General features: G+C 67.9%; 31 protein-coding genes and 1 pseudogene. 13 read left to right on the plus strand and 19 right to left on the minus strand.

Annotation, left to right across the window (positions count from 1 at the left end):
- Positions 1-153 (plus strand): annotated as a pseudogene (locus AC1RSK_RS12520) (IS481 family transposase); the annotation flags it as partial.
- A 123-nt stretch (positions 154-276) separates the two neighbouring features.
- Positions 277-1,080, plus strand: a complete 804-nt coding sequence (locus AC1RSK_RS12525) for an enoyl-CoA hydratase/isomerase (protein ID WP_492907881.1) — start codon at positions 277-279, stop codon at positions 1,078-1,080.
- Positions 1,081-1,221: 141 nt separating this feature from the next.
- Here AC1RSK_RS12525 and AC1RSK_RS12530 read toward each other — a convergent pair whose 3' ends face one another.
- Complete coding sequence (locus tag AC1RSK_RS12530; protein ID WP_492907882.1) at positions 1,222-1,596, minus strand: TfoX/Sxy family protein; 375 nt, start codon at positions 1,594-1,596, stop codon at positions 1,222-1,224.
- A gap of 82 nt (positions 1,597-1,678) precedes the next feature.
- On the opposite strand from AC1RSK_RS12530, the gene AC1RSK_RS12535 reads away from it, so the two are divergent.
- On the plus strand, positions 1,679-2,239 hold the full coding sequence (locus AC1RSK_RS12535; RefSeq protein ID WP_492907883.1) for a TetR/AcrR family transcriptional regulator: 561 nt from the start codon (positions 1,679-1,681) through the stop codon (positions 2,237-2,239).
- Between the two features lie 24 nt (positions 2,240-2,263).
- Positions 2,264-3,055, plus strand: coding sequence for a lysophospholipid acyltransferase family protein (locus AC1RSK_RS12540; protein WP_492907884.1), 792 nt, complete (start codon positions 2,264-2,266; stop codon positions 3,053-3,055).
- 174 nt (positions 3,056-3,229) lie between these two features.
- Here AC1RSK_RS12540 and AC1RSK_RS12545 read toward each other — a convergent pair whose 3' ends face one another.
- From AC1RSK_RS12545 to AC1RSK_RS12585, 9 genes are read right to left on the minus strand one after another with little or no spacing between them, the layout of a single operon-like run.
- A complete protein-coding gene (locus tag AC1RSK_RS12545) occupies positions 3,230-3,619 on the minus strand; it encodes a HesB/IscA family protein (protein ID WP_492907885.1) in 390 nt (129 codons plus the stop codon).
- Positions 3,620-3,621: 2 nt separating this feature from the next.
- On the minus strand, positions 3,622-3,966 hold the full coding sequence (locus AC1RSK_RS12550; RefSeq protein ID WP_492907886.1) for an SUF system Fe-S cluster assembly protein: 345 nt from the start codon (positions 3,964-3,966) through the stop codon (positions 3,622-3,624).
- Between the two features lie 6 nt (positions 3,967-3,972).
- A complete protein-coding gene (locus AC1RSK_RS12555) occupies positions 3,973-5,187 on the minus strand; it encodes an aminotransferase class V-fold PLP-dependent enzyme (protein ID WP_492907887.1) in 1,215 nt (404 codons plus the stop codon).
- Complete coding sequence (gene sufD, locus AC1RSK_RS12560) at positions 5,187-6,221, minus strand: Fe-S cluster assembly protein SufD (RefSeq protein WP_492907888.1); 1,035 nt, start codon at positions 6,219-6,221, stop codon at positions 5,187-5,189. Before sufD ends, AC1RSK_RS12555 begins: the two co-directional genes overlap by 1 nt.
- Positions 6,218-6,964 (minus strand): Fe-S cluster assembly ATPase SufC, encoded by a 747-nt coding sequence (gene sufC, locus AC1RSK_RS12565; protein ID WP_492907889.1) that lies wholly within the window; start codon positions 6,962-6,964, stop codon positions 6,218-6,220. The genes sufD and sufC overlap by 4 nt, the downstream gene beginning before the upstream one ends.
- Positions 6,965-7,336, minus strand: coding sequence for a VOC family protein (locus AC1RSK_RS12570; RefSeq protein WP_492907890.1), 372 nt, complete (start codon positions 7,334-7,336; stop codon positions 6,965-6,967). It lies immediately after the preceding gene.
- On the minus strand, positions 7,336-8,808 hold the full coding sequence (sufB, locus tag AC1RSK_RS12575; RefSeq protein ID WP_492907891.1) for a Fe-S cluster assembly protein SufB: 1,473 nt from the start codon (positions 8,806-8,808) through the stop codon (positions 7,336-7,338). The genes AC1RSK_RS12570 and sufB overlap by 1 nt, the downstream gene beginning before the upstream one ends.
- A 3-nt stretch (positions 8,809-8,811) precedes the next feature.
- Positions 8,812-9,939, minus strand: a complete 1,128-nt coding sequence (locus AC1RSK_RS12580; RefSeq protein WP_492907892.1) for a cysteine desulfurase family protein — start codon at positions 9,937-9,939, stop codon at positions 8,812-8,814.
- Entirely contained in the window at positions 9,936-10,382 is a 447-nt protein-coding gene (locus AC1RSK_RS12585; protein WP_492907893.1) for an Rrf2 family transcriptional regulator, read from the minus strand. The genes AC1RSK_RS12580 and AC1RSK_RS12585 overlap by 4 nt, the downstream gene beginning before the upstream one ends.
- A gap of 141 nt (positions 10,383-10,523) precedes the next feature.
- Between AC1RSK_RS12585 and AC1RSK_RS12590 the strand changes: the two genes are divergently transcribed.
- Together AC1RSK_RS12590 and ppa are read left to right on the plus strand one after the other, a co-directional pair.
- Positions 10,524-11,174, plus strand: coding sequence for an alpha/beta hydrolase (locus AC1RSK_RS12590; RefSeq protein WP_492907894.1), 651 nt, complete (start codon positions 10,524-10,526; stop codon positions 11,172-11,174).
- Entirely contained in the window at positions 11,174-11,713 is a 540-nt protein-coding gene (gene ppa / locus AC1RSK_RS12595) for an inorganic diphosphatase (protein ID WP_492907895.1), read from the plus strand. The genes AC1RSK_RS12590 and ppa overlap by 1 nt, the downstream gene beginning before the upstream one ends.
- Before the next feature lie 55 nt (positions 11,714-11,768).
- Here the strand turns inward: ppa and AC1RSK_RS12600 are convergent, their stop codons facing one another.
- Genes AC1RSK_RS12600 through AC1RSK_RS12610 form a run of 3 tightly spaced genes read right to left on the minus strand, consistent with a single transcriptional unit; the run spans position 11,769 to position 14,028 of the window.
- Positions 11,769-12,155 carry a VOC family protein gene (locus tag AC1RSK_RS12600; RefSeq protein ID WP_492907896.1) on the minus strand — a complete coding sequence of 129 codons (387 nt, stop codon included), beginning with the start codon at positions 12,153-12,155 and terminating at the stop codon, positions 11,769-11,771.
- Positions 12,155-13,357 (minus strand): exo-beta-N-acetylmuramidase NamZ family protein, encoded by a 1,203-nt coding sequence (locus AC1RSK_RS12605; protein WP_492907897.1) that lies wholly within the window; start codon positions 13,355-13,357, stop codon positions 12,155-12,157. The genes AC1RSK_RS12600 and AC1RSK_RS12605 overlap by 1 nt, the downstream gene beginning before the upstream one ends.
- Complete coding sequence (locus AC1RSK_RS12610; RefSeq protein ID WP_492907898.1) at positions 13,354-14,028, minus strand: DOMON-like domain-containing protein; 675 nt, start codon at positions 14,026-14,028, stop codon at positions 13,354-13,356. Before AC1RSK_RS12610 ends, AC1RSK_RS12605 begins: the two co-directional genes overlap by 4 nt.
- A 200-nt stretch (positions 14,029-14,228) precedes the next feature.
- Between AC1RSK_RS12610 and tyrS the strand changes: the two genes are divergently transcribed.
- The 4 genes from tyrS (at position 14,229) to AC1RSK_RS12630 (ending at position 17,987) form a co-directional block, all read left to right on the plus strand.
- Complete coding sequence (gene tyrS, locus AC1RSK_RS12615) at positions 14,229-15,536, plus strand: tyrosine--tRNA ligase (RefSeq protein WP_492907899.1); 1,308 nt, start codon at positions 14,229-14,231, stop codon at positions 15,534-15,536.
- A 65-nt stretch (positions 15,537-15,601) separates the two neighbouring features.
- The gene (locus AC1RSK_RS12620; protein WP_492907900.1) at positions 15,602-16,069 is read left to right on the plus strand and encodes a peroxiredoxin; all 468 of its coding nucleotides are present in this window, start codon (positions 15,602-15,604) and stop codon (positions 16,067-16,069) included.
- Positions 16,070-16,339: 270 nt separating this feature from the next.
- Positions 16,340-17,491, plus strand: coding sequence for a M23 family metallopeptidase (locus tag AC1RSK_RS12625; RefSeq protein ID WP_492907901.1), 1,152 nt, complete (start codon positions 16,340-16,342; stop codon positions 17,489-17,491).
- Entirely contained in the window at positions 17,472-17,987 is a 516-nt protein-coding gene (locus tag AC1RSK_RS12630; protein WP_492907902.1) for a bactofilin family protein, read from the plus strand. Before AC1RSK_RS12625 ends, AC1RSK_RS12630 begins: the two co-directional genes overlap by 20 nt.
- A gap of 52 nt (positions 17,988-18,039) precedes the next feature.
- Here AC1RSK_RS12630 and AC1RSK_RS12635 read toward each other — a convergent pair whose 3' ends face one another.
- Complete coding sequence (locus AC1RSK_RS12635) at positions 18,040-18,678, minus strand: class I SAM-dependent methyltransferase (protein WP_492907903.1); 639 nt, start codon at positions 18,676-18,678, stop codon at positions 18,040-18,042.
- Positions 18,679-18,729: 51 nt separating this feature from the next.
- Here AC1RSK_RS12635 and AC1RSK_RS12640 point away from each other — a divergent pair, with 51 nt between their 5' ends.
- On the plus strand, positions 18,730-19,329 hold the full coding sequence (locus AC1RSK_RS12640) for a nuclear transport factor 2 family protein (protein ID WP_492907904.1): 600 nt from the start codon (positions 18,730-18,732) through the stop codon (positions 19,327-19,329).
- A 193-nt stretch (positions 19,330-19,522) separates the two neighbouring features.
- Here AC1RSK_RS12640 and AC1RSK_RS12645 read toward each other — a convergent pair whose 3' ends face one another.
- The 4 genes from AC1RSK_RS12645 to rplM form a co-directional block, all read right to left on the minus strand.
- Entirely contained in the window at positions 19,523-19,948 is a 426-nt protein-coding gene (locus tag AC1RSK_RS12645) for a GNAT family N-acetyltransferase (protein ID WP_492907905.1), read from the minus strand.
- On the minus strand, positions 19,945-20,859 hold the full coding sequence (argC, locus tag AC1RSK_RS12650; protein ID WP_492907906.1) for an N-acetyl-gamma-glutamyl-phosphate reductase: 915 nt from the start codon (positions 20,857-20,859) through the stop codon (positions 19,945-19,947). The genes AC1RSK_RS12645 and argC overlap by 4 nt, the downstream gene beginning before the upstream one ends.
- An 81-nt stretch (positions 20,860-20,940) precedes the next feature.
- Complete coding sequence (gene rpsI / locus AC1RSK_RS12655; protein WP_271065215.1) at positions 20,941-21,405, minus strand: 30S ribosomal protein S9; 465 nt, start codon at positions 21,403-21,405, stop codon at positions 20,941-20,943.
- Positions 21,405-21,878: a 50S ribosomal protein L13 gene (rplM, locus tag AC1RSK_RS12660; RefSeq protein WP_492907907.1), complete on the minus strand. Its 474-nt coding sequence runs from the start codon at positions 21,876-21,878 to the stop codon at positions 21,405-21,407. Before rplM ends, rpsI begins: the two co-directional genes overlap by 1 nt.
- Before the next feature lie 204 nt (positions 21,879-22,082).
- Between rplM and AC1RSK_RS12665 the strand changes: the two genes are divergently transcribed.
- Positions 22,083-22,457, plus strand: coding sequence for a putative quinol monooxygenase (locus tag AC1RSK_RS12665; protein ID WP_492907908.1), 375 nt, complete (start codon positions 22,083-22,085; stop codon positions 22,455-22,457).
- A gap of 171 nt (positions 22,458-22,628) precedes the next feature.
- Here the strand turns inward: AC1RSK_RS12665 and AC1RSK_RS12670 are convergent, their stop codons facing one another.
- Entirely contained in the window at positions 22,629-23,660 is a 1,032-nt protein-coding gene (locus AC1RSK_RS12670; RefSeq protein ID WP_492907909.1) for a COX15/CtaA family protein, read from the minus strand.
- A gap of 271 nt (positions 23,661-23,931) precedes the next feature.
- On the opposite strand from AC1RSK_RS12670, the gene AC1RSK_RS12675 reads away from it, so the two are divergent.
- A complete protein-coding gene (locus AC1RSK_RS12675) occupies positions 23,932-24,180 on the plus strand; it encodes a hypothetical protein (protein ID WP_492907910.1) in 249 nt (82 codons plus the stop codon).
- Positions 24,181-24,184 lie beyond the last annotated feature (4 nt).

The following is a 24,184-nucleotide window of genomic DNA, read 5'->3' on the forward strand; positions in this document are numbered from 1 at the left end:
TTCTGCGGCGAGCGCCTCGCCATCCGACCCCTCAACACCGACGGCCTCTACGGCGTCTTCTTCGCTAGCCACCGGGTTGCAAGCATCGACTTGACCCGCTCGCAAAGTGTCAGCCATGTCCCCGAACAGGTGTCCGCTATGTCCCCGGGCTGAACAACAAGCCCTAGGATGACGGACGCGCGGTCGGCGTGGAACCAGCCCCCATCCCAAAAAAGGGCTGGCGTTCCCCGGCGTTATTGGGCCCAACCTCCCGCCAAAGCATCAGGGAGGTCCGGCATGGACTACAAGAAGATCAAGGTCGAGGTCGTCGACGGCGTGGCCGTGGTGACGATGGCCGATCCGGCGACCATGAACGCCGCCGGTATCGACCTGGCCAGCGAACTCAATCACGCCTTCAGCAGCATCGCCGCCGGCCAGGTGAAGGCCCGCGCCATCGTGCTGACCGGCGAGGGCCGCGGCTTCTGCTCGGGCGCCAACCTGTCGGGCGGTGGCGCGGCCGGCCGCGAGCTGGACGTCGACGGCAAGCCGGACGCCGGCCGGGGGCTGGAGACGGTCTACAATCCCCTCGTCGATGTGATCAGGAACCTCCCCGTGCCGCTGGTCACCGCCGTCAACGGCGCGGCGGCCGGCATCGGCTGCTCTTTCGGCCTGCTGGGCGACTACATCCTGGTCGGCGAGAGCGGCTACTTCCTGCAGGCCTTCCGCCGCATCGGCCTGGTGCCGGACGGCGGCTCCACCTATCTGCTGCCGCGCATGATCGGCCGGGCCCGGGCCATGGAAATGGCCCTGATGGGCGACAAGATCGGGGCCGCCAAGGCGCTGGAGTGGGGCCTGTGCAACCGCGTCGTGCCGGACGCAGACCTGCTGGGCGCGGCCATCGCGGTGGCCAAGGAGCTCGCCAATGGCCCCGCCTCGCTGGGCCAGATCCGCCAGCTGATCTGGGACAGCCAGGACAACAGCTGGTCCGAACAGCTGGCGGCCGAACGTCAGGCCCAGAAGATCGCCGGCAAGACGGACGATTTCGTCGAGGGCGTCAGCGCCTTCCTGCAGAAGCGGCCGGCGGCGTTCAAAGGCGCCTAAAGTTGCTCCCCCTTCGGGGGAGCTGGCAGCCGCGAAGCGGGTGACTGAGGGGGTCCCCACCGTCGGGAGCGGACCCCCTCCACCACCGCCTTCGGCGGCGGTCGTTCGGCGCATGCGCCTCACCCCCCGATGGGGGAGGAACTAGCCATCCCAAGGCCCGGGTCCGATATCGGCCCGGGCCTTTTTGCCCTTTTTCGGCGCCTTGCTCCGCAGCACCGCCTCCAGCGCCAGCCGCGCCCAACGTGAGGCCTCGACCGGATCGTCCTGCGCCTCTTCCGGCAGGCTGAAGTACGGCAGGCTGGCCTGGCGGTCGCGTTTGCGCTGGTGATAGACGAAGGGCTGCGAACCGGCGGCGACGAAGGTCTCGCGGGTCTGGTCGTCGACCTTCAGATAGACGGTCTCGCCGAACACCAGGGCGAACATCATCCCGTCCAGCCAGACGCCCTTGCCGCCGAACATCCGCTTCACGACGACCTCGCCGAGCGGTTCGAACAGGTCTTCAAGGTGGTCGGCCATCGACAATTCCAAAATGTGAGTGATTGATCACTTGCGATCTCCTTCGAAATGTGAGCATCTGTTCACATCGGAGAGGGAAATCATGTCCGCCAAGCCTCGCATCGAACGCGCCGCCCTTGAAGTCTTTGTTCGCGAAGGCGTCGACGGAGCCACCACCCGCGCCATCGCCATGGAGGCCGGGGTCTCCGAAGGCGCCCTCTACCGCCATTATCGCAGCAAGGACGAACTGGCCGTCAGCCTGTTCATGACCGTCCATCGCCGCCTCTCCTCGCTGATCGAAGAAAGCGCCATGCGGGCCGGCGGCATCCGCGAGAAGGCCGCCGCCATCGTCCGCGCCTACTGCGAAGTGGCCGACGAGGACTGGCTGACCTTCGCCTTCCACCTGACCCAGCTGCACCGCTTCATCCCCCTCTACCAGGAGGACGGCCGCGACCCGGTGACCATCACCGAGACCATCATCAAACAGGCGATGATCAACTCCGAACTGCCGCCGGCCGACCCCCGGCTGCTGGCCGCCATGGCCATCGGGGTGATCACCCAGACCGCCCAGAACAAGGCCTACGGCCGCCTCGGCGACGACAGCCTGTCGGCCCACGCCCCGATGATGACCGCCGCCGTCCAGGCTGTGTTGTTCGCCCGCTAACGCTTTTAGGGAATCATCGCGTCCATGCGCTCGATCCTTTTCGCCTGCTACTACTGGGCCGCCACGGTGTTCTACGCCCTGAGCGCCGTCCTGCTGTCGATCCTGCCCGGCCGCCGGCCGACGGCGGGCGCGATCAAGCTCTACACCCACCGGATGATGTGGGGCATGCGGGCCATCGCCGGCATCGACGTCACCGTGAAGGGCAAGGAGCGGCTGCCCGAGGGCGCCTTCATCGCCGCCGCCAAGCACCACAGCTGGGGCGACGGCTTCGTGCTCTATTCGTCGGTGCCGAACCTGACCTTCGTGACCGGCGACCATATGGAGAAGTTCCCGCTGGTCGGCGGCATCCTGAAGAAGCTGGGGGCCATCGTCGTCGACAACTGCGGCGGGCCTGAAGCCCGCAAGGCGCTGACCGAAAGCTCGGCCCTGGCCCACAAGGAAGGCCGCCGCATCCTGATCTTCCCGGAAGGCAACCTGGCGAGACCCGGCGAGCACTTCCGCTACCGCTCGGGCGTCTACTTCATGGCCCGCGATTTTGGCCTGCCGGTGGTGCCGGTGGCGACGAACCTGGGGCTGTTCTGGCGGCAGCAGGACTTCAAGAAGACGCCAGGCCAGTGCACGGTCGAGTTCCTGGAGCCGATGGAGGTCGGGCCCGACAAGAACGCCTTCCTCAAGCGCCTGCGAGATGTCGTCGAGAACCGCAGCCAGGAACTGATCGCCGAAGCCACCGGCCAACCGCTAGAACCCTCGGTTCTGGTGCCGACGCCGGATGAGGTGAAGAAGATGGCAGCGCGGGAACGGGCGGAAGCCGCCTAGCCTCTCCCTTCTCCCGCTTGTCGGGAGAAGGTGGCCCCCGAAGGGGGTCGGATGAGGGCAGCGCCAGCCCTTCAAGCAGTCTTCCAAACATAACAAAGGGCAGCTCGGCCAATGCCGGTGCTGCCCTCATCCGACCGCTTCGCGGCCACCTTCTCCCGACAAGCGGGAGAAGGGTCAGTTCTGGTCGGCAGACGCCGGGATGATCGTCACGCTTTCCCCGCAGCCGCACGCGTCCGTCTCGTTCGGATTGCGGAAGACGAACTTCGAGGACAGCCGGCTGACCTCGTAGTCGATGGTGGTGCCGATCAGGAACAACACCGCCTTGGGGTCGATGAGGATGCGCACATCCTTGTCCTCGACCACCTCGTCGAGCGGGCCAGCCGTCTCGGCGTATTCGAGGACGTACTCCTGGCCGGCGCAGCCACCGTTCTTCACGCCCACGCGCAGGCCGGCATAGGGCTTCTCCGCCTTGGCCATGATCTCCTTCACCCGCATCGCGGCGCTGTCACTGAGGGTGACGACCTTGGGGCGGGGGCGGCGGGCGCGGGGGGTTACGGTTTCCATGGTCAGAACATGTTCAGCTGCAGCTTGGCCTCGTCCGACATCCGGGACGGATCCCACGGCGGATCGAAGACCAGCTCGACGACACAGGACTTGATGTCCGGCAGTTCCATGATGGCGTCCTCGACCCAGCCCGGCATCTCGCCAGCCACCGGACAGCCCGGGGCGGTCAGGGTCATGTCGATGGCGACGTGTTTGTCGTCGGAGACGTCGACCTTGTAGATCAGGCCGAGCTCATAGATGTCGACCGGGATCTCCGGGTCGAACACCGTCTTCAACTGCTCGACCAGCTTGTCGGTCAGCACGTCCAGTTCGGCCTGGCTCAGGGGAGTGATGGCGGTCTCGGTCATGATCTCTCAGGCGAAGAAGCTGCGGGCTTTGACCAGCGCGTCGGCGAACGCGTCGGCCTCGTCCAGGGTGTTATATAGGGCGAAGGAGGCGCGCGCGCTCGCCGTGACGCCGAACCGGGCCATCAAAGGCTCGGCGCAGTGGGTGCCGGCGCGCACCGCCACCCCCTGCTTGTCCAATATCTGGGCGATGTCGTGGGCGTGGGCGCCCTCGACGGTGAAGGCCAGGATGGCCCCCTTGTCGGCCCCCGTGCCGAGGATGCGCAGCCAATTGGCTCCGTCCAGGCGCTCGATGACCCGGTCGTAGAGGGCGCGTTCGTGGCGGGCGATGGCTTCGCGGTCGAAGGCCATCAGCCAGTCGACGGCGGCGCCCAGGCCAATGGCCTCGATGATCGGCGGGGTGCCGGCCTCGAAGCGCATGGGCGGGTCGGCATAGGTGATGGCCTCTTCCGTGACCGTGCCGATCATCTCGCCGCCGCCCTGGTAGGGGGGCAACGCGGCCAGGCGCTCGGCCTTGCCATAGAGGATGCCGATGCCGGTCGGACCGTACAGCTTGTGGCCGGTTGCGACGTAGAAGTCGCAGTCCAACGCCTTCACATCGACGATGGTGTGAACCGCGCCCTGGCAGCCGTCGATCAGCACCAGGGCGCCGGCGGCGTGGGCGGCGTCGGTGATGGCCTTCACCGGATTGATCGTGCCCAGGACGTTGGACATGTGGGTGACGGCGACCAGCTTGGTGCGGGCGCCGATCAGTTTCAGCGTCGCGGCCATGTCCAGCTCGCCGCTCTCGGTCACCGGGGCGAAGCGCAGGACAACGCCCTTGCGCTCGCGCAGCAGGTGCCAGGGGACGATGTTGGAGTGGTGCTCCATCTGGGTGACGAGGATCTCGTCCCCCTCCCCCAGCGACTGGCCCAGGGTGTTTGCGACCAGGTTGATGGCCTCGGTGCCGCCCTTGGTGAAGACGATCTCGCCTTCGTCCGCGTTCAGGAAGCGGGTGACCGATTTGCGAGCCTTTTCATAGGCATCGGTGGTTTCGTTGGCGAGGGTGTGCAGGCCGCGGTGGACGTTGGCATAGCTGCCTTCCATGACGCCGGTGATGGCCTCGATGACGGCGCGCGGCTTCTGAGCGCTGGCGGCGTTGTCCAGATAGACCAACGGCTTGCCGTTGATCTGGCGCGACAGGATCGGGAACTGGGCGCGGGCGGCTTCCACGTCGAAGGCCATCAGAGCGTCCCCAGCTGCTGCTCGGCCCAGGCCAGGGCGACGGCGCGGGCGCCCTCGTGCTCGATGCGGTCGATGACCTCGCCGACGAAGGCGGCGGTCAGCATGGCGCGGGCCCGGTCGGCGGGCAGGCCCCGCTGCATGGCGTAGAAGATGGCGTCCTCGTCCAGGGCGCCGACCGTGTTGCCGTGGGCGCACTGCACGTCGTCGGCGAAGATCAGCAGCTCGGGCTTGGCGTCGACCTCGGCCCGTTCGGAGAGGATCAGCGCCTGATGGCGCATGCGGGCGTCGGTGCGGTCGGCGCCGGGCTCGACGACGATGCGGCCCTGGAAGACGCCGCGCGCCTGGTCGCGGACGACACCCTTGGTCAGCTGGGCCGTGGTCCCGTCGACGCCGCCGTGGGTGACGACGGTGGTCAGGTCGGCGTGGCGCTGGCCTTCGAGCAGATAGGCGCCGTCCAGGCGGACGCTGGCCCCGGCGCCGGGATGGGCGAGCCGGGTCTCCAGGCGCTGGCGGCGGGCGCCGGTGGTCAGGACGGTCTGGTTGAAACTGGCGCCGGCCGCGAGGGTGACGGTGGCGGTCGAGACGTTGATGGCCTCGGCGTCGTCGGCGGCCAGGACGATGCGCTCCAGCCGCGCGCCTTCGCCGAGGGTGATCTCCAGTTCGGTGCTGGCGATGTAGCCGGCCGCCTGGCCCTCATAGCTTTCCAGCAGGGTCAGCTTCGCGCCGGCCTCCACCTCGACCTGGATGCGGGCGTGGTGGCCGGTGCCGGCGGTGGTGGAGACGAAGCGCAGCGAAGCGACGTGGTCACCCTCCCCCTCGGCGATCAGGCCGGGGAAGCCGAGGGCGCGGCCGTTGACCACGGCCAGTTCCTCGCCGAGACCGGCGAACGGACCGCCGGCGGCGATGGCGGCCTCAGGCGAGGCTGCCGGCAGCTGGCGGATCAGACCGCGCAGGTCGGTCCAGCGCCAGTCCTCGTCGCGGCGCGACGGCAGCTCGGCAAGGTCGCCGGTACGGAGGGCGGTGGAGAGGCTCACGCGGCCTTCCCATACTTGTCGTAGCCTTCGGCTTCCAGCTCGTGGGCCAGTTCGGGCCCGCCGGAGGCGACGATGCGGCCGGCCGAGAGGACGTGGACGCGGTCGGGTTTGATGTAGTCCAGCAGGCGCTGGTAGTGGGTGATGACCAGCATGGCGCGGTCGGGGCTGCGCATGGCGTTGACGCCGCCGGCGACGATCTTCAGGGCGTCGATGTCCAGGCCGCTGTCGGTCTCGTCGAGGATCAGGAAGCGCGGCGACAGCATCGCCATCTGGAAGATCTCCATCCGCTTCTTCTCGCCGCCCGAGAAGCCGACATTCAGGCTGCGCTTGAGCATGTCGAAGTCGATCTTCAGCGAAGCGGCGGTCTCCCGCGCCTGCTTGAGGAAGGCCGGCGCCGCGACTTCCGGTTCGCCGCGCGCCTTGCGCTGGGCGTTGAGGGCGGCGCGGATGAAGGTCAGGGCCGGAACCCCTGGAATTTCCAGCGGATATTGGAACGACAGGAAGACACCCCGCGCCGCCCGCTCGTTGGGATCGAGGCTCAGCAGGTCCTCGCCGTCGAGGGTGGCCGACCCTTCCGTGACCTCATAGCCCTCGCGCCCCGTGAGCACGTAGGACAGCGTCGACTTGCCGGCCCCGTTCGGCCCCATGATGGCGTGCACCTCCCCAGCCGGGACATCGAGGGTCAGGCCCTTGATGATCGGCTTATCGGCGACCGTGGCGTGGAGGTTCTTGATCGAGAGCATTCAATTCACTTGCGAAATGGGCTTCAGGAATTCGAGCCTGTTGCCGAAGGGGTCGTAGATGAAGACGCGCTCGACATCGCCGAGTTCGTCGTCGGGTTTGATCGCATAGCCGGCAGCCATGGCGCGGCCGGTCAGCCTCGCCACATCGTCGACCAGGAAAGCGACATGGGCCTTGGTGTTGGCGCGGAAATCCTGTTCGACGCCGAGATGCACCTTGATGGCCCCGGCCTCGAACCAGCAGCCGCCGCGCGAGGCCAGCGGCTCGGGCTTGGGCACTTCGCTCAGGCCCAAGAGGTCGCGATAGAACGGCCGGGCGCGCTCTTCGCCGCCCGGCGGAATGGCGATCTGGACGTGGTCGATGGCGCGCAGCATCAGCCGACCGAGCCCTCCAGGCTGATCGCCACCAGCTTCTGGGCCTCGACGGCGAACTCCATCGGCAGTTCCTGCAGCACGTCCTTGACGAAGCCGTTGACCAGCAGCTGGACGGCCTCTTCCTGCCCCAGGCCCCGCTGCATGGCGTAGAACAGCTGGTCCTCCGACAGGCGGGTGGTGGTGGCCTCGTGCTCGAACACCGCCTGGCCGTTGCGGGCCTCGATGTAGGGCACGGTGTGGGCGGCGCATTCCTTGCCGATCAGCAGGCTGTCGCACTGGGTGAAGTTGCGGGCGCCCTTGGCTTTCGGGTGGGCCGAGACCAGGCCGCGATAGGTGTTGGACGACTTGCCGGCGCTGATGCCCTTGGAGATGATCCGCGAGCGGGTGTTGGCGCCCAGGTGGATCATCTTGGTGCCGGTGTCGGCCTGCTGGCGGCCGTTGGTGATGGCGATGGAATAGAACTCACCGACGCTGCCCTCGCCGCGCAGGACGCAGGAGGGGTATTTCCAGGTGATGGCCGAGCCGGTCTCGACCTGGGTCCACGACACCTTGGAGCGGTCGCCGCGGCAGTCGGCCCGCTTGGTGACGAAGTTGTAGATGCCGCCTTTGCCGGTCACGGGGTCGCCCGGATACCAGTTCTGGACGGTGGAGTATTTGATCGTCGCGTCTTCCAGCGCCACCAGCTCGACCACGGCGGCGTGCAGCTGGTTGATGTCGCGCATCGGGGCGGTGCAGCCCTCCAGGTAGGAAACCTGGGCGCCCTTGTCGACGATGATCAGGGTGCGCTCGAACTGGCCGGACTCGGCGGCGTTGATGCGGAAATAGGTCGAGAGTTCCATCGGGCACTTCACGCCCGGCGGCACATAGACGAAGGAGCCGTCGCTGAAGACGGCGCTGTTCAGGCAGGCGAAATAGTTGTCGCTGACCGGCACCACCGAGCCCAGGTACTTGCGGACGAGTTCCGGGTGCTCGCGGATCGCCTCGCTCATCGAGCAGAAGATGACGCCGACGGCAGCCAGTTCCTTCTTGAAGGTGGTCACCACGCTGACGCTGTCGAACACCGCGTCGACCGCGTAGCGCGGCGCGCCGACGACGCCGGCCAGAACTTCCTGTTCCTTCAAGGGGATGCCGAGCTTGGCGTAGGTGGCCAGGATCTCGGGATCGACCTCGTCCAGGCTCAGGGGACCGGAGGCCGGATCCTTCGGCGCGGCATAGTAGTACGAGTCCTGGTAGTCGATCTTGGGGAAGCTGACCTTGGCCCAGTCGGGCTCTTCCAGCGCCAGCCAGCGCTCATAGGCTTCCAGCCGCCACTGCAGCATCCACTCCGGCTCCTCCTTTTTGGCGGAGATGAAGCGGACGGTGTCGGCGCTCAGGCCCTTGGGGGCGAAGTCCTGTTCGATGTCGGTGACGAAGCCGTGCTTGTAGGCTTCCAGCGCCCCGACCTGATCGACAGTTTCCTTAACGGCGGCCATGACTTAGGCAACTTCCTTGATCTTGGGCCGGCGGCGCGCCAGCGCCTCCAGCCAGACATCGCCGGCGCGGATCCAGTCGGCTTCAGTGCTCGACCAGCCGCCGCTGATGCGGATGGAATAGGGGGCGAGGTCGGGCCGGCCCATGGCCTCGACCGTGCGGCTCGGCTTGACCTTGCCGGAGGAACAGGCGGCCCCGGCGCTGATCATCACCCCGCCGAGGTCCATGATCATCACCTGGGTTTCAGCGGGCCAATCTTCGGAAGCGACGCAGAGGGTCTGAGGCAGGCGGGCCGCATCCTTGCCGAGGACGGTGGCGCCGGCGGTTTCCAGCTTGGCCTGCAGGGCGTCGCGCCAGGCGGACTGAGCCGCGAGCGGCTCGACGCCGGCCAAGGCCTCACGGGCGGCCGCGCCGAAGGCGGCGATGCCGGGCAGGTTTTCGGTGCCGGCGCGGCGGCCGCGTTCCTGGCCGCCGCCGTGCTGGCGGCGAGCGAGCGTGGCGCGGGTGCCGGCGACCAGGGCGCCGACGCCCTGCGGGCCGCCGATCTTGTGGGCCGACAGCGACAGCGTATCAGGCTGCAAAGCGCTGAAATCGATGGCGATCTTGCCGGCCGCCTGAACCGCATCGACGTGCAGCCAGCCGTCGGCGGCGCGGACCTTCGCGCCAGCCTCGGCGACCGGCTGGATGACACCCGTCTCGTTGTTGGCCAGCATCAGGCAGACCAGCGCCCTGCCCGGCCGGGCCAAGGCTTCGTCGAGCCAGGCGAGATCGGCGACGCCGTTCTCATCGACCGGCCAGATCTCTACGGGAAGGCCGGCGACGTGGGCGGCTTCCCAGACGGCGTCATGTTCGGTGGCGCCGAGCAGGATGCGCTCGAACTTCGCGGCGACGGCGCTCTCGATGGCCAGGGCGCTGGCTTCGGTGCCGCCGCTGGTGAAGGTGACCGAGCCCGGCACGACGCCGACCAAGGCGGCGACAGCCTCACGGGCCCGCTCCAGGTCGGCGCGGGCGGCGCGGCCGGCGGCATGCACCGACGACGGGTTGCCGACGCGATCGAGCACGGCGTTCAAGGCCGCTCTCGCCTGCGGCCGCACCGGGGCGGTGGCGTTGAAGTCGAGGTAGACGCTCGTCATGCGGCGGCCTTGGAATCAGGGGTCAGGCGCCCTTCCAGCACGTCGGCCAGGGAGACCGACGCCAGATAGCTGTGCAGCTGGCGACCCATTTCCTCCCAGAGGTCGTGGGTCGAGCAGCGCACCCCGGCCTTCATGCAGCCCTTGCCGGTGGCATGGCCACAGCGGGTAGCCCGAAGCGGCTCATCCACCGCCAGCACGATCTCGGCGATGTGAGTCTCGGTGGCCGGCCGGGCCAGGCGATAGCCGCCGCCAGGGCCGCGCAGACTCTTGACCAGGCCGCGCCGGCGCAGGCGCGCGAACAGCTGTTCCAGGTAGCTCAGGGAGATTTCCTGACGGGCGGCGATCTCGGCCAATGACACCGCGCGCGAGCCTTCCGCGTCCTGACGGCCAGCCAGGTCGGTCATGGCCATGACGGCGTAGCGGCCTTTTGTGGACAGACGCATGGCGGATTCCTTGGCATCCGGCAGGGGCCCTGTGCTAAAGCCCGCGCCGCGCATCGGCCGGGCCGCTGCGGAGCGCCTGATCTAGGAAGACCAAGCGCAGCGGTCAAGTATTCGGCGCCGCACAAGAGGAGATGAGTTCATATGCCCGAAGTGGTTCTGACCGGCGCGGCAGGCCGGATCGAAGGCCGGTATTCCCCCGGCAAGCGTGAAAACGCCCCGATCGCCCTGATCCTGCACCCCCATCCGCGCGCCGGCGGGCACATGAACCACCCGGTGGCGGTTCAGATGTACCACCTGTTCATGAAGCGCGGCTTCTCGACCCTGCGGTTCAATTTCCGCGGCGTCGGTCGCAGCCAGGGCGAATTCGACGGCGGCATCGGCGAACTGGCCGACGCGGCCACGGCGCTCGACTGGCTGCAGTCGACCAACCCGACCGCCAGCCAGTGCTGGGTCGCCGGCTACAGCTTCGGCGCCTGGGTTTCCATGCAGCTCCTCATGCGCCGCCCCGAGACCGATGGCTTCATCAGCGTCTCGCCGCCGGCCAACATGTACGACTTCAGCTTCCTGGCCCCCTGCCCGGCCTCCGGCCTGTTCCTGCACGGCAGCAACGACACGGTGACGCCGCCGGTCGAGGTCGAGCGGGTCGTGACCAAGCTGCGCAGCCAGAAGGGCATCGTCATCGATTACGACCTGATCGAGGGCGCCACCCACTTCTGGGCCGAAAACCTGCCGGACGTGGAACGCCACGTCGGCGACTACCTCGACAAACGCCTGGAAGCCGAGCCCGCCTGATGAATATCGACGCCCTCTCCATCGGGAAGAATCCGCCCGAGGATGTGAATGTGATCATCGAGGTGCCGCTGGGGGGCGAGCCGATCAAGTACGAGATGGACAAGGAAGCCGGCGTGCTGTTCGTCGACCGCTTCCTCTACACCTCGATGCGCTACCCGGGGAATTACGGCTTCATCCCCCACACCCTGTCGGGTGACGGCGACCCCGTGGACGTCATCTGCATGAACACCCGCGCCATCGCGCCGGGCGCGGTGATGAGCTGCCGCGTGGTCGGGGTGCTGTTCATGGAGGACCAGGCCGGCATCGACGAGAAGCTGATCGCCGTGCCCTCGTCGCACCTGACGGCGCGCTATGACAGCGTCAAAAACTACACCGACCTGCCGCAGATCACTCTGGACCAGGTCGAGCACTTCTTCGTCCACTACAAGGACCTCGAGCCCGGCAAGTGGACGAAGGTGAAGGGCTGGGGCGACGCCGCCGAGGCCCGGCGGATGGTCCTGGAAGGCATCGAACGCCACAAGGCCTCCAAGGCCGGCTGAAGAAACGGGGACACATTGAATTCGCAGAATTCAATGTGTCCCCTCTGCCTTCGACTCAGTCGGAGGCCTTGCCCTCCCGGCGCTGAGTCACGTGCCACAGCACACCGGACGGATCGCAGACATAGGCGAGGCGCAGGCCCCACGGCTGCAAGGCCGGGGGTTTGGGCGGCGGCACGCCGAAGCGGCCCGGCAGGTCGAGCGCCTGAATGTGGTCCCACCAGCTGTCCAGGTCATCGACCATCAGCTGCATCATGAAGTTCTCGGCCCAGTCCTTCTGGAAGTAGTTCTGGAGGATGAAGGCGCTCGCGCCGATGCCGAAGATGGCCACCTGGCCCTCGCTCAGCACCTCGAACCCCAGCGCCTTGTAGAAGGCCTTGCTGACCTCGAAGTCCTTGGCGGGAACGAAGGGCCGCGCCGCTTCCGTGCCGGTGGGGATCGCCATCAATAGATCAGGTGCGGCCGGCGCACCTCCTCCCAGTTGGTTTCGTCGGGCGTGGTCAGGGCGTCGAGGTCGCCCGGCGTGGCGGCCGGATCATCGACCCATTCGCGCAGGCCCGGACCGCCATTGATGACGTCAATGGCGAGCTTGTCGAGCACGTACTCGTAGGGGAAGTCGCGCCACAGGTCGTAGTCCGGATAGAGCCGGCGGATGGCCTTGAAGCCGAGCGCCTGCAGCCGCCAGGGCTTGAAGGCGGCATGGTCGTATTCCGGTCCCTCAGTGTGGATCTGCACGCCGCTGCAGAGGGCCTTCACATGCTTGTGGAACGTCGGCTCGAAGGCGATGTCGCGCAGGGTGCAGCCCTGCAGCCACTGCGGCGCCAGCTTGCGCATCTCGGCGATCACCGCCCGGCCGTCGATGTCCGGCGCGCCGAACAGTTCCAGCGGCCGGGTGGTGCCCCTGCCCTCTGACAGCGTCGTCCCCTCCAGCATCACGGTGCCGGCGTAGGCGCGGGCCATCCACAGGTTGGGGGCGTTGGGGCTGGGGTTGACCCAGGTCCGCTCCCCCAGGGGCCAGCCGTGGCCGGGGGCGGCGTCGGGAACGTAGCCCTCCATGGAGATGACCCGGTAGTCGAGGTCCAGCCTGTAGTGGTCGATGAACCAGTGGCCGAGTTCGCCAAGCGTCAGGCCATGGCGCATAGGCAGCGGGCCGGCGCCGACGAAGCTCTCCCAGCCGGGCAGCAGGGTCAGGCCCTCGACGGGCCGGCCGGCGGGGTTGGGACGGTCGAGCACCCAGACGGCCTTGCCGTGCTCGGCGGCGGCTTCCATCACATAGAGCAGGGTGGTGATGAAGGTGTAGATGCGGCAGCCGAGGTCCTGCATGTCGATCAGGATGACGTCGAACGTGCCCATCGACTGGCCGGTCGGGCGGCGCACCTCGCCGTAGAGGCTGAACACCGGGATGCCGTGCACCGGATCGGTGAAGTCCGGCGACTCCATCATGTTGTCCTGCTTGTCACCGCGCATGCCGTGCTGCGGCCCGAAGGCGGCGGTCAGCTTGATCTCCGGACAGGCGGCCAGAGCGTCGAGGCTGTGGGTCAGGTCTGCGGTCACCGAGGCCGGATGGGCCAGCAGCGCCACGCGACGGCCCGACAGCTCGCGGCGCAGCTCCGGATCGGCGAGGAGGCGGTCGAGGCCGAACTTCATGGGGACTCCGGAGGCAGGGTGGCGGTGAAAGCGTCGGGATGGTGGAAGTCGGGCTGGCCCGGTGCATGGGCCAGGGCCCAGAAGCAACGGCGGCCGTCCGCCAGTTCGATCACGGCCGATAGCCCAACCGACCAGTCGCTGTCGCCTGGCAAATCGGTCAGCTCGAGGGCCGCGGTCAGTTGGTATCGGCTGTCGGAACGCTCCTCGGCGAGGGAGATCAGTTCGAATCCCGCTCTCTCCGCCATTCCGGTTCGATAGCCGTCAAAACCATAGGCGGCCCACTGGCCAGACGGAGAGAGATTGATCTCGGCGTACCCCCCCCTCTCTACCCGATCACCCCGACGAAAGTCGGGGCCCAGAGGCCGCTCAACTTGGACCATTTGGCTCTGATCAGCGCTGCCTTCTGAGAGATCGTGGACACTGGGCCCCGACTTTCGTCGGGGTGATCGGATTTGGGTGGCGGGCCGAACAAAGGCTTCGAGGCAGGTGTGTTTCCAGAGTTCGTCGGCGCGGCCTCGACGCTTGTGTTCCGGAAGAACGACCTGGCTGATGTCACCGCTCACGACAAAGCTCAGCGAGAGGCTCGCGCCCGACCGCGCCGCCTCGACCGCGATCTCACGGATCGCCGGGCACGGCGTATCGGGATGTGGCGCCAAGGACAGCAGCATCATCTTTGGATAGCGACCCGTTGACGGCGGTCAATGCCCCACGCTAATCCGCGACCCATGATCGCCAAGGCCGCCCTCGCCGCCCTCTATTACGCCCGCTCGTTCTGACGAGCGGCGTTGCGATCGCATGCCGCCCAACCCCGGCGGCATGTCCAATCCCAAAGACCTGACAGCGTCGCCGGCCCCTCAATCAGGAGCTATCGATGTCTATCGCCTTGCACGACCGCCCGCCCATGATACAGGCGGCCATCATGACCGAGACCGCTGAGTTCAAGTCCGCCTTCCTGCAGACCATGCGGGACCGCGGCTTCATCCATCAGATCACCCATCCCGCCGAGCTCGACGAAGCCGCGTCCGGCGGGATCGTCACCGGCTACATCGGCTTCGACGCCACCGCCCCTTCGCTGCACGTCGGCAGCCTGATCCAGATCATGCTGCTGCGCCGGCTGCAGCAGGCCGGCCACAAGCCGATCGTGCTGATGGGCGGCGGGACGACCAAGGTTGGCGATCCGACCGGCAAGGACGAGTCGCGCAAGCTGCTCAGCGAAGCCGACATCCAGGCCAACATCGACTCCATCCGCGGTGTGTTCGCCAAATTCCTGACCTTCGGCGACGGCCCGACCGACGCGGTCATCGTCAACAATGACGAATGGCTCTCCAAGCTCGGCTACATCGACTTCCTGCGCGAGTTCGGCGTCCATTTCACGGTCAACCGCATGCTGGCGTTCGACTCGGTGAAGCTGCGGCTTGAGCGCGAGCAGCCGATGACCTTCCTCGAGTTCAACTACATGCTGATGCAGGCCACGGACTTCCTGGAGCTCAACCGTCGTTTCGGCTGCACCCTGCAGATGGGCGGCTCGGACCAGTGGGGCAACATCCTCAACGGCGTCGAGCTGATCCGCCGCGTCGACCAGAAGCCGGCCTTCGGCCTGACCACCCCCCTGCTCTCGACCTCGTCGGGGGCCAAGATGGGCAAGACGGCGGCAGGGGCGGTGTGGCTGAACGCCGACATGCGGTCGCCGTACGACTACTGGCAGTTCTGGCGGAACACCGAGGACGCCGACGTCGGCAAGTTCCTGCGGCTGTTCACCGACCTGCCGCTGGACGAGATCGCCCGGCTGGAGGCCCTGCCCGGGGCCGGTATCAACGACGCCAAGAAGGTGCTGGCCGACGAGGCGACGCGGATGCTGCATGGCGAGGAGGCCGCCCGCGCCGCCCGTGACGCCGCCACCCAGGCCTTCGAGAAGGGCGCCCTGTCGGACGACCTGCCGACCATCGAGATCCCGGCCGCCAGTCTGGCGGAAGGTATCATGCTGGCGGCGCTGGCCGTCGACGCCGGTCTCTCGACCTCACGCGGCGAGGCTCGCCGCCTTGCCCAGGGCGGCGGTCTGCGGGTCAACGACGTGCAGGAAATGGACGGGATGAAGCTGATCACGCAGGCCGATCTGGTCGACGGGGTCGTCAAGCTGTCCCAGGGCAAGAAGAAGATCGTCCTGGTCCGGCCGGTCTAGCAAGCGAAACGGGGACACATTGAATTCTGCGAATTCAATGTGTCCCCTCTTCCGGAGCGAACGAAATGACCACGGAACTCAAACCCGGCGACAAGGCCCCCGACTTCGACCTGCCCAGCGACAGCGGCCGGGTCAGCCTGGCGGCGCTCAAGGGCCGGACGGTGGTCCTCTACTTCTACCCCAAGGACGACACCCCCGGCTGCACGACGGAGGGCAAGGACTTCAGCGCCTTGGCCACTGAGTTCGCCAAGGCCGGCGCCACCGTCATCGGCGTTTCCAAGGACACCGCCGCCAAGCACGGAAAGTTCCGCGCCAAGCACGACCTCAAGGTCGAGCTCGGCTCCGACGCAGAGAGCGACGTCATCGAGCGCTACGGCGCCTGGGTCGAAAAGAAGCTCTACGGCCGCGAGTATATGGGCATCGACCGCTCGACCTGGCTGATCGACGGCGAGGGCGTCATCCGCCGCGTCTGGCGCAAGGTGAAGGTCGGCGGTCACGCGGCCGAGGTGCTGAAGGCCGTCCAGGAGCTCTGAACCGTCCGCCGTGCGACGGTATGACGCCCCATTTTGAGCACGAAACTGACCCGTCAGTAACTGTGGCGATTTCGTCGCGGGCGTTAACCAATATAGTCAGGAATTCACTCAAACAGCCCAAGACGCTGGCGTGGCTGTCACGGTTTGGTTAACCGTTGAGCGACAAAGGCTTTCCGCGCGCCGGGCTCACCCGCGACACGCGAAGGCCCTTGCGTCATTTCTCGACATAGCGGCATATCGCGCTCGGACACAAACCGGGTCTCGGGGGCTATGGCGTCAACACGCTTGCGGCGAGTTCGCAGGGCTCTGGAAGAGCTCTTTCCTGAACGGCATCTCTACGTCCGCTCGGGCGGCGAGATGCGCGGCTACGTGCTGTCCACCGCCAAGCAGATGGCTGGGGCCGGCGTCGTCGCCCTGCTGTCGCTGTGGCTGGGGATTTCCACCGCCGCCATGATGGTCAACGCCCTGTCGGCCGGGGCCTCGGACCAGGAGCTGGTCCGCCAGAAGGCCTACTACGAACGCGTCAACGCCGACCGCCAGGCGCGCCTCAACAGCGCCATGGCCCAGCTCAACGCCAACAACGGCAGCTTCGCCGAGATGGCCGTGTCGGTCGAAAAGCGCCACGCGGCGCTGGCCCAGCTGTTCCAGGAATTCAAGGGCGTGCCCGGCGCCGCCCAGGCCCTGGCCCCGACCAAGCCCCGCCTGATGTCGAGCAATCCGGTCGAGCGGGTGACCTACACCCGCATGGACCAGGAGCGGCTGATCGACGCCGCCGACAACTTCGCCAAGACCCGGGCCGAGCGCCTGCGCGCCGCCTTCCGCCTGGCCGGCCTGACGCCCGAGGGCTACACCGGCCGCGGCAGCTCGCTGGGCGGGCCACTGATCGACTCCAAGGACCCGCGCGCCCTGGCCGCCGTCCTCGACGTCGACGAGGACTTCGCCCGCCGCATCCAGCGGGCCAGCACCAACATGAGCGACATGCGCGGCCTGACCGAGGCGGCCCAGTCCCTGCCCTTCTTCCGCCCGACCGGCGCTGCGGCGGTGTCGTCCAGCTACGGCGTGCGCCTCGACCCCTTCACCCGGCGGCCGGCCTTCCACTCGGGCCTCGACTTCCCGGGCGGCTTCTTCACGCCGATCTTCGCCACGGCGCCGGGCGTCGTCTCGTTTACCGGCGTTCGTTCAGGCTATGGCAACACCATCGAAGTAGACCATGGTGGCGGCTTCAAGACGCGCTACGCCCACCTGCAAGGCATCTCGGTGTCGGTGGGCCAGCGGGTCGGCGTCGGGCAGCGGATCGGGGCCATGGGCTCCACCGGCCGTTCGACGGGTCCGCACCTGCACTACGAGATTTGGGTGGCGGGTCGCCCCCAGAACCCCAACCGTTATCTGAAAGCCGGTGAATATGTTCAGCAAGCCCGCTAACAAGCCTGCCCCGACGCCCGTCAAGTCGGCCACGCCCGAGCCTGTCGCTGCGCCGACGACCGCCTCGGCCCTGGATGCGCCCAAGCCCAAGCCGAAGGTCGCCTCGCTGATCTCCAGCGGCATTACCATCGAGGGCGGCGTCACCGGCGATGGCGAGCTGCAGATCGACGGCGTGGTGCGCGGCGACGTCCGCGTCGGCCGCCTGACCGTCGGCGAGACCGGCCACATTGAGGGCAGCGTCTATGCCGAGGCCACCGAGGTCCGCGGCCGCATCGTCGGCTCGGTGACCGCCAAGCAGGTCCGCCTCTACGGCACCAGCTACATCGACGGCGACATCACCCATGAGCAGCTGGCCATGGAAACCGGCGCCTTCTTCCAGGGCCGCAGCCTGAAGTTCCAGCGTCCGGCCACCCCGGCTCCAGTCCCCGCGCCGCAGCCGACCCCGGTGGCGAACCCGGCCCCGACCGGCCTGGACGTGCCCAAGCCGACCGTCTGAGCGACTGGACAGACCGATTGAATGAGCCCGGGGGTTCGCCGCCGGGCTTTTTCTATGCTTGGGGGTCTGCCGGCGCCGCGACGGCCCAGGCCAGGAGCCAGGTCCGCTCAACGCCGTCGTAGCCGCCGCCGGCCTGGGTCTCGATGGTCAGGTCCGCCCAGGGCGCGGCCTGGCGAAAGGCGCCCTCCAGGCCCTCGCGGCTCGGGAAATTGTAGTAGCGGCCGAGACTGTCGCGGCCGGGACCCTCGCCGGCCTTGAAGCTGGCGAACAGCAGGCCGCCGGGCTTCAACGCCCGCCAGATGCGGCCGAGGATGTCGGGCAAGGCGTCGGCCGGCGCGTGCAGCAGGCTGGCGTTGGCCCAGACGCCGTCATAGCGCCGCTCCTCGCGCAGCTGGACGAAGGTCATCACCCTCACCGGCCGCCCCAGGCGGGCGGCGGCTTGCGCCGCCAGGGCCGGCGAGCCATCGGTGGCGGTGACCCGCAGGCCGGCCTCCAGCATCACCAGCGCGTCCTGGCCGCCGCCGCATCCCAGTTCCAGCACGGAGGCGCCGGGGCCCAGCCGTTGGATGAAGCGGTCGAGGGCCGGGTTGCGGCCCGGCTGGCGGCGGGCGGCGTAGGCCGCCGCCTTCTGCTCGTAGAAGGCCAGGGTGGCGGCGTCTTCGGTATCGTGCTCGTCCGGCAGGTCGGTCATCGGTGGGCCTGTCGCGTGGAATCTGGGATAGGGTCAAGCCGGCAGAACAAGGTGGCCCCCGTGCTGGAACTCGACAAGCTGGCTGTCGCCGAGGTGGTTCAGACCGAACGGGCGGCGCGCGACCAGGGCCAATGGGCGCGGATGGCGGCCTGCTTCCATCCCGACAGCGTGGTCAGCATCAGCTGGATCGAGACCAGCGGGCCGGCGTTCGTGGCCGCCTCGGAGAAGGCCTTCGCGGCGGGCATGCGGCACCTGCACCAGATGGCCCCGACCCTGGTCACCCTGAACGGCGACCGGGCCCTGGCCGAGAGCGGGGCGGCGATCCTGCTCGGTGGGCGGGTTGGCGGGGTCGAGGTCATGGTCACCAGCCATGCGCGGATGCATGCCCGGGTCGAGCGGCGGGACGGGGTGTGGCGGATCGCGCGGCTGGGCGCGGTGTATTTCGAGGACGCCATGGCGGCGCGGATTCCGGGCGAGACGCCGGTGCTGGATGCCGCGCGGCTGGCGGGGTATCGGCCGAGCTTGCGGTTCCTGTCGTACCTGCTGGAGGAAGGCGGCAAGACGCCTCGGGCCGATCTGGCGGGGATTGATCGGCCGGATCTCGTGGAGGCCATGCTGGACGCTGAACAGGCTTGGCTGAACGGCGCCTAGACCCCTCCCTCCCCGAATTGGGGAGGGCAGACGCGCGGTACGCACGTCGGGTGGGGAAGTCGGTTTGAACGAGGACGAGTGGGCTGGATCAGCGCCTGGGAAGGTTCGGTATCTGTGGCGCTCGCCACTTCCCCACCCGGCGGGCTTCGCCCGCCTGCCCTCCCCAATTCGGGGAGGGACGGCGCTCCCGCCTTCAGCGCCGCCACGCGTAGCGGACGTCGGGAAGCTTCTCCTCATTGCCCTCGCCGTCCGTGAACTCGACGGCGGCGAAGCCCTTCCGCTCATAGAAGGCCCGCGCCCGGACGTTGCCCTGGAAGGTCCACAGGTCCAGCGTCTCAACCCCCGCCTGGAAGACCTCCAGCAGCCGCGAGCCATGTCCCCGCCCCTGCGCCCCCGGGTGCACGAACAGGTGGTTCAGCCGCCCGTCCACGCCGGCCGCATAGGCCGCCAGACCGCCCTGCCCGTCCTCGATCACCCAGACGGTCTGGCCCGGCAGCATTGTCCCTGAGAAGAAGGCCAGGTCCTCGTCCGGGGTATGGATGTGCGGGTGCCAGGCGCTCAGGCGGTAGAGGGCCGCGATGGCCGGGGCGTCGGCGAGGACGGCCCGTCGCAGGGTCACAGCCCGGCGCCTTCCGGCAGGCCGAGCATCAGGTTCATGTTCTGCACCGCCGCGCCCGAGGCGCCCTTGCCGAGGTTGTCGAGGCGGGCGACCAGGCGGGCCTGGCCGTCGCCGCCGAAGACGAACAGCTGCATGCGGTTGGTGTTGTTGAGGGCCTCCGGCTCCAGGCCGGTGATCCCGGCCGTGTCCTCGACGGTGACGAAGGGCTCGCCGGCGTAGGCGGCCTTCAGGCAGGCATGGAGGTCGGCCAGGCTCGGGGCGCCGTTCAGCCGGTCCAGGAACAGCGGGACCTCGACGATCATGCCCTGGGCATAGCGGCCGACGCTGGGGGCGAAGAAGGGCCGCACCGTGAGGCCGGTGTTCTTCTGCAGCTCGGGGACGTGCTTGTGCTTCTGGGTCAGGCCATAGATGCGGAAGGCCTCGGCCCCCTCGCCCTCGAACTCGGCGATCATCGACTTGCCGCCGCCTGTGTAGCCGCTGACGGCGTTGACGCTGACCGGGTAGTCGGCCGGCAGGATGCCGGCGTCGATCAGGGGCCGGATCAGGGCGATGGCGCCGGTCGGGTAGCAGCCGGGATTGCTGACCCGCGTCGAGGCGGCGATGGCGGCGCGCTGGCCGGGCAGTTCGGCCATGCCATAGGTCCAGCCGTCGGCGACCCGATGGGCCGTCGAGGCGTCGATGACCTTGACGCTGTTGCTGCTGATCAGGCCGACCGCCTCGCGCGCCGCGTCGTCCGGCAGGCAGAGCACCACCAGGTCGGCGCCATTGAGCAGTTCGGCCCGCGCCTCGGCATCCTTGCGGCGGGCCGGATCGATCGAGACGAGCTGGATGTCGCGGCGGCCTTCCAGCCGTTCGCGGATCTGCAGGCCGGTGGTGCCGGCTTCGCCATCGATGAAGATCTTCGGGGCCATCATGGAAATCCTATCAGACAAAGAAAAAGGGCGCCTCGGTTGCCCGAAGCGCCCTTTCGCAAAGGTATGAACCCTCGCGCGCTAGCGCTTCGAGAACTGGAAGCTACGGCGGGCCTTGGCCTTGCCGTACTTCTTGCGCTCGACGACGCGGCTGTCGCGGGTCAGGAAGCCGTGCGGCTTCAGGAGCGTGCGCAGGCCCGGCTCGTAGTAGGTCAGGGCCTTGGAGACGCCGTGACGCACCGCGCCGGCCTGGCCGGACAGGCCGGAGCCTTCAACGGTGACGACGACGTCGAACTGGCCGACGCGGTCGCAGACTTCGAACGGCTGGGCCAGCATCATGCGCAGCACCGGGCGAGCGAAGTACACTTCCTGGTCGCGACCGTTGATGGTGATCGAACCCTTGCCGGGCTTGATCCAGACGCGGGCGATGGCGTTCTTGCGCTTGCCGGTCGCGTAGGCGCGGCCGAACTTGTCGATCTTGGGCTCCGCCGGCGCCGCTTCAGGCGACGAGGACAGGGCTTGCAGGGCTTCGAGACCTTCGGCCATCAGGCGCTCCGCACGTTCTTGGCGTTCATCTCTTTGAACGCGACAGTTTCAGGGTTCTGCGCTTCGTGCGGATGCTCACCGCCGTTGTAGATGCGCAGGTGGGTCATCTGGGCGCGGGCCAGGGGGCTTTCCTTGGGCAGCATGCGCTCGACGGCCTTTTCCAGGACGCGCTCGGGGAAGCGGCCGTTCAGCTGCTTGCCGGCGGTGATCTGCTTGATGCCGCCCGGGTGGCCGGTGTGGCGGTAGTAGATCTTCTGGTCCAGCTTGCGGCCGGTGAACTTCACCTTGTCGGCGTTGAGGACGACGACGTAGTCGCCGCAATCGACGTGCGGGGTGTAGTCAGGACGATGCTTGCCGCGAAGACGCATGGCGATGAACGAGGCGAGACGGCCGACGACGGCGTTCTCGGCATCGATCACGATCCACTTCTTCTCGACCTCGGCGGGCTTCAGCGAAGCCGTGGTCTTCATCATGGGTTCGTATTCCGTTGCAGGCGGGAGCAAGCGGCCCCCGACGTGAGGGCGGGCTAGTACGGGGCCCCGGCCGTGATGTCAACCGTAGTGATGACGTCGAAATAGGGTGAAGGCACTGAAAACACTCACCTTTCGTCGTGCGGTATCATAATACCGCGACATTTCCACCTCCCCTGCCCGCTGTTTGCGGCCTAATCTCGCCCGATGAGCCCCAATCGACGCGCCTTTGTCGCCGGATCGGTCAGCGCCGTCGCGCTGGCCGGCGGCGCCGTGGCTGAGGAGACCCAGATGTACGGCCTGATCGGCAAGATGACCGCCCACCCGGGACAGCGCGACGCCCTGATCGCCATCCTGACCGAAGAGACCGGCGGCATGCCCGGCTGCCTGAGCTACATCGTGGCCCGCGACGCCAAGGAGGCGGACGCGCTGTGGGTGACGGAGGTGTGGAAGAGCCAGGCGGATCATCAGGGGTCGCTGAAACTCCCGGCGGTGCAGGCGGCGATCGCCAAGGGGCGTCCGCTGATCAAGGACATGGGGCCGTATTTCGAGACCGAGCCGGTCGGCGGGATCGGGCTGTAGGCGGCCGAAGGAAATACTAGCACGGAACGCCCCTTCGACCCACTCCTATCTATTTGTTTTATTTCGATTTTTTCATAGACATCGGTTAGCGGTTCCATCGGGGTGGTGTCGGGATTGCCTTGGGATCGGCCGACAAAAGCATGGGCGCCGCATGGGGATTTCCGGCAGACTCTAGAGCCGGCGCACCCGCCAGGCGAACAGGGTCGCCGCCGCCAGCAGCAGCACGGCGCCGGCCTGGTGCAGCAAGCCGAGCCAGAGCGGCACGACCAGCATCAGGGCGGCGACCCCCAGGGCGATCTGCAGCAGGACAACGCCGCCCAGAATGAAGGCCGCCTGCTTCGAATTTGAATTCAGGGTACGGTCGCGGCCAGCGAGCAGGACGATGACGGCCGTGGCCAGGGCGATGGCGTAGGCGCCCAGGCGATGGTGCAGCTGCACCGAGGCCTGGTTGTGGGCAAACGTCTGCCAGAGGCCGCTGCCGGGGTAGTCCTGAGGCCAGGCGTGGCCGTTCATCAACGGCCAGTCGTTGTAGACGAAGCCGGCGTCCGTGCCGGCCACCAGGGCGCCGAGCAGGCATTGGAGGAAGACGGCGCCGAGGAAGACCAGGGCGCCGGTCCGCCAGCGGGTGACGCTGGCCTGGCGCGGCTGGCCGGCGGCGGCGTCCAGCGCCGTCCAGACGACGGCGACGAACAGGATCAGGGCGAGGCCCAGGTGCAGGCTGAGGCGCTCGGGCGCGACCGAGACGCGCTCGGAGAGGCCGCTGGCCACCATCCACCAGCCGGCCAGCCCCTGCAGGCCGCCGAGCATGAACAGGCCGGCGCAGCGCCAGATCAGGCGTTTGGGAATCTGGCGGCGGATCAGGAACACGACGAAGGGGATGGCGAAGACCAGGCCGACCAGGCGGCCGAGCAGCCGGTGGCCCCACTCCCACCAGAAGATGCCCTTGAACTGCGCCAAGGTCATGTCGGCGTTGACCAGCTTGAACTGGGGAATCTGCTGGTATTTGTGGAAGGCCTCGGCCCAGGCGGCGTCGCCCATTGGCGGCAGGGCGCCCATGATCGGCTTCCACTCGGTGATCGACAGGCCCGAGCCGGTCAGCCGGGTGGCCCCGCCGACGACCACCATGGCCAGGATGAACAGCGCCACCACCGCCAGCCAGACGGCCACGGCGGTGGAGCGGTCGGAACGCAGGAACGACGTCATGGTCGGCGTCCTACGCCTGAGCGGATGAAGGGTCCAGACGCCGTTGCACACCGGTGTTCGCTCTTCCCTGCTACCGTCATCCTGGGCCTTGTGCCCAGGATCCCGGGTTCAGCCGCAGCAAGCCCATGCTCTGGAGGCGCGGCCGCGCCTCCACCCCACCGTGAGAGCAAGCGGATAGCGGGATCCTAGGGACAAGCCCTAGGATGACGGTAGCAGGGGGCGGTGAGGCGTGTGGGATGACGGGAACCTCTGGCTGGTACATCATCCCCCCATGCCCCTGCCCGGCCTCTTCGGCCTCGTGCTGATCAGCTTTGTCCTCGGCGCCCTGGCGGCGTTGGCGACGGGGCGTCGGCGGTCGGCCTTTACCGGCATGGCGGCGGCGCTGGCCGGCGGGCTGGCGGCGCCGTGGATCGCCGGCATGGTCGGCTGGCCGGTGCTGTCGTTCTGGATGGTGCTGGGCGCGGCGGCCGTTTCGGCTCTGCTTTTGACGGGACTTGCCTCTCTACTGCCGCGCCGTTGACCTG

It is taken from the genome of Caulobacter sp. GW821-FHT11A05, from assembly GCF_058809015.1.